The following is an 11904-nucleotide window of genomic DNA, read 5'->3' on the forward strand; positions in this document are numbered from 1 at the left end:
GCCAAGGGAACCGAGAACGCACCGCAGCACGGCAGCCACCCTGGTAACTACCTTCTAAATACCGTAAGTTGGTGGCCTTTCACGGGCTGACCGGGCAGAGGAGCCGATGTGACGCAGCCGGTACAGGAGGCGACCTGTGTAGTGGTCGTGGGGGCGGGGCCGGCTGGCCTGACCGTGGCCAACATGCTCCACGGCGCCGGAATCCCATGCGTGGTGCTGGAACGGCAGAGCCGTGGATACACGGAGCAGCGGCAGCGCGCCGGCATCGTCGAGACACGCGCCGTGCGCATGTTCCAGGAGTGGGGGCTGGATGCTCGTGTCCTCGGCGGTGCTCCCTCCGACGACATCCTGGAGGTCCGGGTGGACGGTCAGCACCGCCTGCTGCGGTTCAGCGTCGACGACGGTGGCCCTCAGTCGTTGCTGTGCCCTCAACAGGTACTCGTTGCCAACCTGATCGATACGTTCCTCGACAACGGCGGCGACCTGCGCTTCGAATCGTCCGAGGTGACCTTGGACGAGCTCACCGGTCAGCGTCCGACTGTCCGCTACCGTGGTACGGACGGGACCATGCACGAGATCGCATGCGATTTCGTGGCCGGGTGCGACGGCGACCACGGCGTCAGCCGAGCCACCGTGCCCCACGGTGAACTGACCGCCTATCCGTTCGATCACGGCATCTCCTGGTTGACCGTGCTCGCCGAAGTACCGCCCCCGCCCCACCCGCTGATGGCGATAAGCCGCCATGGCTTCGCCGGACACTTCGCGCGCGGTCCGCTCGCCAGCCGCTTCTACCTGCAGTGCCCGTCCAGCGACCAGGCGGACGACTGGCCGGACGACCGGGTATGGCAGCAACTGCAGACCCGGTTGGACGAGGACGGCCTGGTGGCGGGCCCGATCAACGAGAAGGTTGTCTTTCCGCTGCGGAGCGTCGTCCATGAGCCGATGCGTTACGGCAGGCTGTACCTGGTCGGCGACGCGGCCCACGTGGTGTCCCCCGTGGGTGGCAAGGGAATGAACCTCGCCCTGTACGACGCCGAGATGTTCGCCCGTGCCGTACGCGACTTCATCGCACACGGAGACGAGTCAGGACTGAATTCCTACTCTCGCACCTGCCTGCACCGCACATGGAACTATCAGGAGTTCTCACGCTGGATGACCGAGATGCTCCACGACGCCGGCGACGACTCCCGCACGGGCCCCTTCCGCCGCAAACTGGCGCTGGCACGGCTGGATCGGCTGTGCAACTCCCGTGCCTCCACTCTCGCTTTCGCCGAACTCATGGCAGGACTCGCCTGAACGTACACCTGCCGAGAAGCCGGGCATCACCACGACGGCGGGGGGCCGCGCCCTGACGGCGGTGCAGCCTGTCGGGACAGCGACCGGAAGTCGCTGTCCACTGCGGGCGCCGATGTTCAAGAATCGCCTGGCGACACACCCGCTCGTACCCGCTGGTGCCGCAGCCGACCCGGGCAGACTCCGCCTCGATGTAGCGGGGGAAGAGCGCGCGGACCGGCTGGTCGGAGTCCAGGTCGGAGGTACGGGCCACCAAGGCGACGTCATCCACAACTACCGCTGGCGGCTGGGCCTGACCGAGGGCGAACGCCGCTACGATCGCTACGAGGACAAGCTGGCCACCGCACCGACCATCACGGTGCCCACCATCACCATCAACCCCGAGAGGGACCCGTTCACGACGCCCGGCAACGTGTCCGGCTACCCCGACAAGTTCACCGGCAAGTACGAGCACCGCACACTGCCCGACATCGGCCACAACGTCCCGCAGGAGGCGCCGACGGCCTTCGCTCAGGCCGTCATCGACGTGGACCACTTGTGACTGCGCCGGGCGTCGGTCGCGTCCTACGTCTGTAGTACGCGACCGTCGTGGCCGCCAGGAGGGGCGCCCAGGCCAGCAGTGGCGAGTAGCAAACCACGAGAAGCACCCGCTGGGCCCGCGTCTGCGTGACACGATCCATCAGGTCTGCCGCCTGGGTGCAGGTGAACCAGCCCACCAGCGTGCACAGCAGCGCCGCCCCGAGCAGCGCCGGCATCACCGCCGCGAGCGTACGCACTCGCCGTCCGCCTACGAGTGGGAGCCAGCGGGGCACGACCTCACCCCAGGGCCGCACCAACCCGAGTGTGAGCAGGGCGAGACCTTCGGTTGTCAAGGTCAGTGACACGGCCACCACCATCTCGTGACCATTCCGGCCTGACTGGTCGGCCACCGGGAACCCGGCAACCTCGGCGATCCGCCAGAGGCCGGACGGCAGGGTGACAAGTGGCACCATATGGGCGGCGAGGACGGCCCAGCGTGGCACATCGGGCAGCGCGTCGATCTTCAGCACGAGTTCCATCGTGCTCACGCGGAGACACCCGCACATCAGCACGCAGGATGACGGGCTCCCCGCTACGGGGGAGAGACCAGGGCACTGGCGCCGCGGCCCGGCCGGCCGGGAACGAACCGAACTTTCAGGCCGCCCGCCGTGCCATGACGGTGCCAGTGAAACAGTGAAACCTTCTCACCACACGGAGAGCAACATGAGCACTGCCGCAAATCCCGCTGCCGCCCCCAGGTGTCCCGACGGCCCCCTCTCCCCCGGCGCTCATTCCTTCGAGGTCGGAGGCATCACTCAGCGCTACCACGTGTACGGCGGTGGCCCGGTCTGTGTGGTCCACTCCGGCGGACCCGGCATCTTCTGGGAGTACATGCGCATGCCGCTCCTGGAACAGCACCTGACCATGGTCTACGTGGAGCCCATCGGCACCGGCGACTCCGGCCGCCTCCCCTCCCACCCGCACGGCTACACCCGGGACCGCTACAGCCGCTTCCTCGAAGTGCTGATCAACCACCTCGGCGTGCCCGAAGTGCACCTTCTGGGCCACTCCCACGGTGCGTTCGTCGCGGCCTACCACGCCCTGTACCGCACGGAGCGGCTGGCGGGTGTCGTCCTGTACGAGGGCGCCCCGGTCACCGGACCCAAGCACGGCGAGGAGGCGGGCCGCAAGCTGCGGGAGTTCGCGGCGAAGTACGCCGGTCACCCCGGACTCGCCGACGTGCTCGCCGCGTTCGGCGCGATGTCCAGCATCTCCGACGACGAGTCGACCGTCGCCGTCGCCCGAGGAGCGCTGCCGTCCTACTTCGCGAACTACTGGGCCGACGAAGAGCGGTTCGCCCCGATCCGGAACACGATCCAGGCCGCGTACATCTCCGGAATGGACGAGGACCTCTCGCCGGACCTCATCGACGATCGTGCCGCGCTCAAGGGACTGGACGTACCGGCCCTGGTGATCGTAGGTCGGCACGACGTGATCTGCGGACCGCGCTGGTCCAAGGAACTGCACCGACTGATCCCCGACTCCCGGCTGGTCATCCTGGAGAACAGCGGTCACCTGGGCCACATCGAAGAACCCGCGCCCTTCAGTGATGCGGTCCGCGACTTCGTTCTGCGGACCAACGGCTCGGAGAGCCACGCAGCGCGGTAGCCGTTACAGCTGAGGCGGCCGGCGCGAACACCCGCGGTACGCCGAGCAGACACCGGCCGCACGGTTCGCGGAGTCGGCAGGAGCGTCAAACGCGCCGAGTCGATCAACGAACACCAAGTCCACCGTGATCGAACAACTGGCCTAGTCTGGCGGTAAATCGATGTCATGAGACGGCGCGGTCCTGCGATCATGAAGCGGATACGGACCAGCAACCGATGAGGAAACGCTTTCCATGCCCGTGCCTGCCGACCCGACGATCCTTCATCCGATGCCTGAGCAGCCGCGGGTGGTACTGCTCAAACCGCTGGTGAAGTCTCCGCTGATCGAGGTCGGGGAGTACTCCTACTACGACGACCCCGACGACGCGACCGCGTTCGAGACCCGCAATGTGCTCTACCACTACGGGCCGGAGAAGCTGATCATCGGCAGGTTCTGTGCGCTGGGCACGGGAGTGCGGTTCATCATGAACGGTGCCAACCACCGGATGGACGGCCCCTCGACCTTCCCCTTCCCCACCATGGGCGGCTCGTGGTCAGAACACTTCGACCTGCTCACCGGGCTGCCGAACCGAGGGGACACCGTAGTCGGCAACGACGTCTGGTTCGGCCACAACACGACGGTCATGCCCGGCGTACGGATCGGGCACGGCGCAATCATCGGCTCGGGTGCAGTGGTGACCAGCGACGTTCCCGACTACGGCATCGTCGGCGGTAACCCGGCCCGCCTCATCCGCACCCGCTACAACGACCAGGACATCGCCCGACTGCTGGCGGTGGCCTGGTGGGACTGGCCGGCGGAGCACATCACCGAGCACGTACGGACGATCATGTCGGGCAGCATCGCCGACCTGGAAGCAGCCGCCCTGGACGCCCAGCAGGTGTGACGCGCTGCGGGGGCTCCCATGTGGGCGGCAGAGGGCGACTCCTGACCCACTGGGGATCGACAGGTGCTGACCAGGTTGATCGCTGGTCCGCGCGGCACGACACGGTCGGCCAGTGCGTGACCGCGGCCTCGCACGGCGTTGGGCATTGCTGTGCGCCCTTGCCGATCCGGCTCTGACCAGCCCGCGCTCCGGCGCGTCGCCAGGCGCCGGAGCGCCAAGGGCTCATTCGGCCCGCGTCCCGAGCCTCTCGGCCAGGAAGGCGATGATCTCGTTCCGGGCCTGCATGGTGGGGTGACCGTCCTGGTCGACGAGATGTGCCGTGACGACGCTGTGGGCACAACCGACGACATCACGGAAGAAGGGCGGAGGGCTCGTGTTCGCCGTCTCCGCTTTGAGTACGCGGCCGTCGAAGGCGTCCCCGAGCAGCGCTCGGTAAGCAGCGAACCGCTGCCCGGTGCACCACTTGTCGTTGTCGAAGCGGTAGGCGAGAACCTTCAACCGGTCTCGCGCCACGCGTTCAGCCACGGCAGCAGCGTCCTTCTCGCTGATCTCCAGACCGCCGGGGTCGTCGAGTGGAAGCGACGGATGGTTGAGCACTGGTGCGATGACAGCGGGTTCGAGCGCCATGGTCAAGGCGAAGTTGCCGGTGAAACACAGACCGACGGCGCCGACACCGGGCCCGCCACGCTCGGCGTGCGCCAGGCGAGCGAGGCCGCGGAGCCATGCGACGACGGGACTGGTGCCGCCACCGGCAAACGCTCGGAACTCGGCGCTGACGCATGCGCGTCGAACGACGGCCTCTCCTGTTTCGGCGAGCGGATAGGCGCCGTCGACACCGAAAAGAGAGGGCAGGTACACGGAGAAGCCGGCATCACACACCCAACGCGCGAACCGTGCGACGTCGGGGCTGATACCCGGCATCTCGGGCATGAGGATGACTGCCGGTCCTGACCCGGCAACGTACACGATCTTGTCGACGTCATCGACGCTGACGGCTCTCCGCGAGAAGTCGTCCAGGGAGTCTCTTTGCCCTCTCATGATTGTCATGATCGAGATGATGATGAGTGGCCGCCCTCCTGAGAAGCGGCGGCATCGCCATGTATCCGGGTAATATCGCCACCCGTTCGAAGGCGCCGGAGGGCCTCATGAGTCCGCTGCGAGTTGGTGTACTGGCCTACCCTGGCTGCTTCGCATCGGAGGTGTTCGGAGTCCCCGACCTCCTGGCAATGGCGACGCACGTCGCCGCGGCGCAAGGGTCGGTGCAACCGGCCTACGAGGCGTCGGTCGTCTCACCCCGACGGCGTGTGGTCGCGTCCGGCGGCTCGGTCCTCGATGTCTCGGCGGTTCGCCCGGTGGACGTCCTGATCGTGCCGGGCTTCGAACTTTCGCCCACCCTCGATCTCGACGCGACACTCGCAAACCTCGGACCGGAGGTAGCGTCGATTCGATCACAGGCGGCCTCGGGGACCGCCGTTGTGTCGATCTGCGTGGGCGCCTTCCTCGTCGCTGAAGCCGGGCTGCTCAGCGGGCGCGCGGCGACCACGTCCTGGTTGTTCGCGGATCGGTTCGCCCGCCGGTACACCGACGTGCGCCTCCGCCCGGAGAGCCTGGTCGTGACCGACGGGGGCGTGACGACCACAGCGGCCTTCAGTGCCATGTACGACTTCGCGCTCCAGTTCATCCGCGAGCACGACGGCCCCCGCGTCGCCCGTAGCACCGCACGTATCGCGCTTGTCGATGACGCACGTTCCACCCAGGCTCCCTACGTCGACTCGGGTCTCATACCCACGGTGGGCAGGGAGTTCTCGCTCAGCGTCAAGCGGTGGCTCGACCAGAATCTCAGTGCTCGCTATGACCTGCCGGCCCTCGCCCAGGAGTTCCATGTGAGCACGAGAACCATGCTCCGTCGTTTCCGCGACGAAGCCGGTGAGACGCCACTCGCGTACCTGCAGACGGCCCGGGTGCGTCGGGCCGGACACCTGCTGGAGACGACCGACAAGACCGTCGCGAGCATCGCCGCCGACGTCGGGTACCGCGACCCCGGGGCCTTCAGCGACATCTTTGCCAGGCACACGGGCGAGCGGCCGAGGGAGTACCGCGCGAAATTCCATCGTCGCTGCGACCACCATGGGTGACCCCGAGGCACGAAGACGTGAGAGCCGCCCGCCACGGCAACGGCCCCACTGGCCGCATGAACGCCGTCGTCGCCGACGACGTTCATGCGGGCGGCTTGTGGACAACTACGTTGCCGACGACCAACGTACGGATCCGGGCCGGGGCGCCCCGATGGACGGCCCCGGCCTCGGCCGGCCGGCCGATGGTGGCCCGCGGCGTCCTCACTCGGCCGTGTGCACGAGGATGGCGGCAGCCAGTTCCTCGTGCACCTCGGGCGGCAACGTGTGCCCCATGCCCGCCACGATCATCAGCCGCGCCCCTGGGATCTGCTCGGCGATGATCGCACTGTGACCCGGCTTGGCCGGCTCGTGGCTGCCCTCGATGACCAGTGTGGGCGCCTTCACCTGGTGCAGCACGCCCACCGGCTCGAAGTCGGGCTTGGCCATCGCGGCCAACCGGTGGTTGGCCACCGCCGACAGGTCGCGGGCCCGGTCGTAGATCCGTTCCTGCAGGCGCCGCGCCGCGTCCTCGTCGAACGCCAAGCCGGTGCCGTGCAGCAGGCGCTGCTCGGCAATCATGCCGTCGATCCGCACGCGCCGGTCCTCCGGCGGCGGGGCGGCCATCAATGCGCGGTAGAAGGCCACGAACTCCGGCGTCGGCTCCGGCAGGCTCCCCTCGGACTGCGGCTGCCCCATCAGGGCCCGCATGATCACCTGGCCTTCGCCACCGCCTAGCGGAGAGGAGCCGATGACGGTCAGCGAGCGCACCCGCTCCGGCCGCTCCACGGCGATGAACTGGCCGAGCAGCCCGCCCGCCGAGTGGCAGACCAGATGCGCGCTCTCCAGGCCGTGGGCGTCCATCACGCGGTACACGTCGTTCTTGATGTCCTCCCAGGTGTACGGCTCTGCCTCGAAGTCGACGGTGCCCGACATGCCGGTGTCACGGTGGTCGTACCGGATCACCCGGCGACCTCCGGCGGTCAGACGGCCGACGAACTCGTCCGGCCACAGGATGCCCTGCGACATCGAGCCCATGATCAACAGGATCGGCGTGTCCGTCTCGGCGCCGAACTCTTCACTCCAGATGTTCACGTTTCGCATGCCTCACAGCATGTCGTCTTCGGCTACAGGCGCCTTCTGTAGAACTACTAGCCGCGCCAGTTCCGTACGGGACCCGATGCCCAGCTTCGGATAGATCTTGTACAGGTGGTACTCGACCGTGCGCGGACTCAGGAAGAGCTGGGCGGCGATCTGTTTGCTCGACAATCCGTCGGCGACCAGACCCGCGATGCGCAGTTCCTGCGGGGTCAGCGCGTCGAGCACGGCCACGGGAGAGGTCTGCCCGCTCTCGCCCGCGGCCCGCAACTCGCCCTGCGCGCGCCGAGCCCACGGCTGTGCGCCCGCCTGCTCGAACGTCTCCCACGCCATCCGTAGATGCGCCCGCGCCTCGCCGGGCCGCTGCGCGCGGCGCAGGCGCTCGCCCAACAGCAGTGCTGTCCTGGCCGCCTCGAACGGGTTGGTGTGCAGCCGCAGCGCCTCGCCAAAGGCGTCCTCTGACGAGTTGACCAGGCCCCGGCAACGGGCCAGCAGGGCGTGCGACTCGGGCGTCGCGGCGTGCGTCGACCATCGCTCGTACGCGACCAACGCCGCCCGCGCGCCCGCCTCGTCACCCGCGCCCACGGCGGCCTCGACGCGGTCCGGCGCGGTCCGCCCCACCACGGTCGGATGTCCGGCGCCCGGTCCCGCCACGGCGATGGCCGTGAAACGGTCGTGTGCCGCCGCGTAGCGACCCAGGCACAGGTCGAGCATCGCCAGCGCGTACGCGGCCACTCCTGCCCGCAGCCCAACCCGATGCGGAATGGCGATGGCCAGCGCCTCGCGAGCCTGTCGTTCGCAGGGCTCCTCCTCGCCGCGAAGCGCCGCCAGTACCGCCAGGTTGGCCAGGTGCGCGGCCACCGTGTTCTCGTACCCGGCCTCACGGGCCAGCTCCAGGCCCTCCTCGGAAACGGCCCGGCTGCGCGCCAGCCGCCCGGCGATACGCTCGGCCGTCGCCACGAACTCCAGCACGACAGGCAGTTGTCCGGTCATCCCCGACACCCTGGCCACCCGCCCAGCCCGGCTGACCATCTCGGTGGCCAGGTCGGACTCGCCCAGGTAGCTGGCCGCGGCCGCAGCCCACAGGTACTTGGCCGCGTCCTCCAACCCGTCTGCCCGCGCCAGCGCCCTCCGCAGCAAGCCCGGTCCGGCGGCGTCGCCGTCCAGCGTCAGGCCGATCCCGGCCACCGTGTCCCGCAGGAAACCCTCGGGGTACGCCACCGCCCTCCGGCCGAGTTCGACGATGGTCGCCGTGTCGCCGACGTACGAGGCCGCCTCCGAGGCATCGGCGAGCATGTCCAGGCTGTCGCCCGCCGCCAGGATCCGTACGGCTTCGGCGGCGCTGCCCGAGTTCAGCTCGAACCGGCCCCGGAGCTGAGTGATTTCCATGGCGAGGGTGGCGTCCTCGCCGGCCTTTTCACGCGCCTCGGCCAGCAGTGACTCCGCCTGTCCCGGGCGGCCGCCGAGCCAGGCCGCGACCGCGGCGTCCTTCAGACGGACGGCACGGGCGCGCGGCTCGGGGGTCAGCTCGGCGGCCCTGGCCAGGGCCGTTGCTGCGGCGCCGTACCCGCCGCGGTCACGCGCCCGCTCCGCGGCGGCCACCAGCCCGGCGGCGACCTGCTCGTCCTGCCCCAGGGTGGCCCCGGCCAGGTGCCAGGCGCGACGGTCGTCCGCGGTCAACTCCGCCAGGACGGCGTGCACACGGCGCACCTCGGCGGGGGCGGCCGCGTCGTGGATCGCGGATCGGATGAGCGGATGACGGAAGCGCACGCTCGTGCCCGACACCTCGGCCAGCCCGGTCTCCTCCAGCTCGGCCAACGCGACTTGTCCAGCCGCGGCCCCCGCCCGGGGCCCGGATGAAGCCGATCGGGCCGCGTTCGCGGCGGGCCGTATTCGTTGCTCGTCAAGCAGTCGGTCGGTGGCGCGGAGGACCAGCTCGATGTCAGCCTCGACGGCGGCGACCAGTGCGACCAGCCGGGCAGGGGCGGACAACCCGGATACCCGGTCGCCGAAGAGCCGGGCGCCACCGGGCAACGGGTCGGGCAGCGGCTCCCGCCCGTCGAGCTGAGCGCGCGTCAGACGGGCGGTGATCTCGCCCAGGGCGAGCGGGTTCGCGCCGGTCAGCGTGACGAGCTCCCGTTCCACATGGGCGGGCAGCACACCGTGGCGGGACTCCAGCAACTCGGCCGCGGCGGATTCGGGCAGACCACGCACGTCCACCGTCAACGGCACGCCCTTGACAGGAGCGTCCCCGCGCACGGCGAACAGCATCACGATCCGTTCCGTCCGCAACCGCCTGGCGGCGAACAGCAGCGCATCGGCCGAGGCGCGGTCGATCCACTGGAAGTCGTCGACCACGCAGATCAGTCCGTCCGGCGTGGCGGCCTCGGCCAGCAGGGAGAGCACGCCCGCATTCAGCAGGAACCGATCGCCGGCGCCGCCGTCGGCCAGCCCCAGAGCCGCGCGCACGGCGACGCGCTGCGGCTCGGGCAACGCGTCGAGCGCGCCGGTCACCGGCCACAGCACCTGGTGCAGTGCCGCGAACGCGAGGTCGGACTCGGACTCGACGCCAGTGGTCCGCAAGACCCGCATCGCGCCACCGCGCGCGGCCGCCGCGTCGAGCAGAGCGGTCTTGCCCACACCCGCCTCGCCCCGCAGCACCACCGCGCCGCCGGAGCCGTCGCGGGCCCGCGCGATCACCTCGTCGAGTGCGCTGATTTCCGCAGATCTTCCGTAAAGCACAGACACCCCGCTCTGGTCAGGAAGGATCGCACGCTAGCCCATCCCGAGCCGCTTTCCACAAGCGAGGTCCGGAAGTCATTCGGCCAACGTCAGATTCCATGGGCTTGCAGGTCGGCGAACGTCGCTGCCTTCGCCGACCATGCCCACTCGTTCGGGACACGCCACCAGATCAGCGAGTCCGACGTGACCGTGTCCGGCCGGATCATGTAGCCGGGCTTGACGAGCTCGGTGCCTGCCGTTGTCGCAGCGGCAGGCGGGTCGCGGCGGTTCTCAGTGGTCATGCCGGGACACCAACCGGCCGCGAGGGTTACTTCGTCGGCCTCCTCCAGGGCGACGGGGAGGGGCCTACCGGCTCCCGAACGCATCGGGCCGCTGCCCATCTGGTCCTGGAAATTCAGGAAGTCAGCATCGTCAACGCCACAAAGACATATGTACAACCAGCACGGGCTTTTCGAGAACCGCGAGACGCTCGGGCGCGCTCCGCTCGGTGATGTACTCGGCGTTCCGGCGCAGCACCGCCCTGAACGTGGGGTGTCTCCAGATCCGGCTGGAGCCGGTAGCGGCCGCTGCGGTGTTCGGCGCGTCGACCGAGCTCAGCGGGACGGTGGTTTCCCTCGAGGATGTCTGGGGTCACGACGCCGGGCGAGCCGAGGACAGGCTGCGTGCCGCCGCGTCGTGGGATGAGCGGTTCGCGATCGCGGTGAAAATCCTCGGCCGACGGCTGGGCACTTGCCGGCCGACCGACCCGGAGGTCGCCTACACCTGTCGGCGGACCCTCACCAGCCGGGGGCGGGTGAGGGTCGACCGCCTGGCGGACGAGGTCGGCTGGAGCCGCAAGCGCCTGTCGGCCCGCTTCCGGTCCCACCTCGGTATCACACCCAAACGCGCCGCCAGGCTGGTGCGGTTCGACCACGCGGCCCACCTTCTCGCGGCGGGTCAAGCCGCCGCCGGCGTTGCCGCCGCGAGCGGCTACGTCGACCAGTCCCACCTCCACCGCGAGGTCAAGGCGTTCACCGGGCTCACGCCCACGGCCGTGGCCGTCGCGCCGTGGCTCGCGATAGACGATGTTGCGTGGCCTGCTTCATCGCCGAGCCGGAGGCCTGCGGTGATGGCGGGCGTGGAACGAACCTCCTGATTTCTTCCCCGCCTCAAGGACGGAGGATTCCGCGCGGTTTTCCGCCAGCGCTTCTGCTTCAGCGACGACCGCCCCGTCCGTGAAGGCTCCCGTCTCTGCGGACGGTGACGTCCTCGATCACGACCGTTTGGTTCTCACGGGCGAGCCGAGTCGACGGCTTCGAGACCTTTCTCGCGGCCTGACCCGCGTGGGTGGTGTCCGTCAAGGCGGGTGAAAGTTCACGGTCCCCCGGTCGGGGGAGCCCCATCGTTACTGAAGTCCTGGGGCAGGCGCAGGAGCCGAGACGTCGAGATCACCCAGTGTATGACGGGCCGTCAGGCGTGTTTTGCCTGATGGGAGTGGGGTTGGGGACTGGGAGCGGGCCGGTGGTCCGGGCTCCTCCCCGGTCGATGGCCGATGCAAGGGAGCGTTACGGATATATCCGTGTCTGGTAACGCGAATCCTTTCGTCGAGCT

At 69.1% G+C, this 11904-nt stretch carries 10 protein-coding genes and 1 pseudogene; 6 read left to right on the forward strand and 5 right to left on the reverse strand.

Annotated elements, in window-relative coordinates:
- The first annotated feature begins 108 nt into the window (after positions 1 to 108).
- Positions 109 to 1296: a 4-hydroxybenzoate 3-monooxygenase gene (locus tag ACWDEX_RS26570; protein WP_450466619.1), complete on the forward strand. Its 1188-nt coding sequence runs from the start codon at positions 109 to 111 to the stop codon at positions 1294 to 1296.
- Between the two features lie 259 nt (positions 1297 to 1555).
- A pseudogene (locus tag ACWDEX_RS26575) lies at positions 1556 to 1834 on the forward strand (alpha/beta fold hydrolase); the annotation flags it as partial.
- On the opposite strand, the gene ACWDEX_RS26580 reads toward ACWDEX_RS26575, so the two are convergent.
- Complete coding sequence (locus tag ACWDEX_RS26580; protein ID WP_450466630.1) at positions 1812 to 2351, reverse strand: hypothetical protein; 540 nt, start codon at positions 2349 to 2351, stop codon at positions 1812 to 1814. The pseudogene ACWDEX_RS26575 and the gene ACWDEX_RS26580 sit on opposite strands and share 23 nt — an antisense overlap.
- Before the next feature lie 184 nt (positions 2352 to 2535).
- On the opposite strand from ACWDEX_RS26580, the gene ACWDEX_RS26585 reads away from it, so the two are divergent.
- Together ACWDEX_RS26585 and ACWDEX_RS26590 are read left to right on the forward strand one after the other, a co-directional pair.
- Positions 2536 to 3480: an alpha/beta fold hydrolase gene (locus tag ACWDEX_RS26585; RefSeq protein ID WP_450466620.1), complete on the forward strand. Its 945-nt coding sequence runs from the start codon at positions 2536 to 2538 to the stop codon at positions 3478 to 3480.
- Between the two features lie 232 nt (positions 3481 to 3712).
- Positions 3713 to 4363 carry a CatB-related O-acetyltransferase gene (locus ACWDEX_RS26590; protein WP_450466621.1) on the forward strand — a complete coding sequence of 217 codons (651 nt, stop codon included), beginning with the start codon at positions 3713 to 3715 and terminating at the stop codon, positions 4361 to 4363.
- 222 nt (positions 4364 to 4585) lie between these two features.
- On the opposite strand, the gene ACWDEX_RS26595 is transcribed toward ACWDEX_RS26590, so the two are convergent.
- On the reverse strand, positions 4586 to 5410 hold the full coding sequence (locus tag ACWDEX_RS26595) for a dienelactone hydrolase family protein (RefSeq protein WP_450466622.1): 825 nt from the start codon (positions 5408 to 5410) through the stop codon (positions 4586 to 4588).
- A gap of 17 nt (positions 5411 to 5427) precedes the next feature.
- On the opposite strand from ACWDEX_RS26595, the gene ACWDEX_RS26600 reads away from it, so the two are divergent.
- The gene (locus tag ACWDEX_RS26600) at positions 5428 to 6498 is read left to right on the forward strand and encodes a GlxA family transcriptional regulator (protein ID WP_450466623.1); all 1071 of its coding nucleotides are present in this window, start codon (positions 5428 to 5430) and stop codon (positions 6496 to 6498) included.
- A gap of 201 nt (positions 6499 to 6699) precedes the next feature.
- Here the strand turns inward: ACWDEX_RS26600 and ACWDEX_RS26605 are convergent, their stop codons facing one another.
- From ACWDEX_RS26605 to ACWDEX_RS26615, 3 genes are all read right to left on the reverse strand, one after another.
- Positions 6700 to 7578 (reverse strand): alpha/beta fold hydrolase, encoded by an 879-nt coding sequence (locus ACWDEX_RS26605; protein WP_450466625.1) that lies wholly within the window; start codon positions 7576 to 7578, stop codon positions 6700 to 6702.
- 3 nt (positions 7579 to 7581) lie between these two features.
- Positions 7582 to 10314: an AAA family ATPase gene (locus tag ACWDEX_RS26610; RefSeq protein WP_450466627.1), complete on the reverse strand. Its 2733-nt coding sequence runs from the start codon at positions 10312 to 10314 to the stop codon at positions 7582 to 7584.
- An 89-nt stretch (positions 10315 to 10403) separates the two neighbouring features.
- The gene (locus ACWDEX_RS26615) at positions 10404 to 10595 is read right to left on the reverse strand and encodes a hypothetical protein (protein ID WP_450466632.1); all 192 of its coding nucleotides are present in this window, start codon (positions 10593 to 10595) and stop codon (positions 10404 to 10406) included.
- Positions 10596 to 10741: 146 nt separating this feature from the next.
- Between ACWDEX_RS26615 and ACWDEX_RS26620 the strand changes: the two genes are divergently transcribed.
- A complete protein-coding gene (locus ACWDEX_RS26620; protein ID WP_450466631.1) occupies positions 10742 to 11449 on the forward strand; it encodes a helix-turn-helix domain-containing protein in 708 nt (235 codons plus the stop codon).
- Positions 11450 to 11904: the final 455 nt, after the last annotated feature.

The sequence above is a fragment of the Streptomyces sp. NPDC001020 genome, assembly GCF_053599115.1.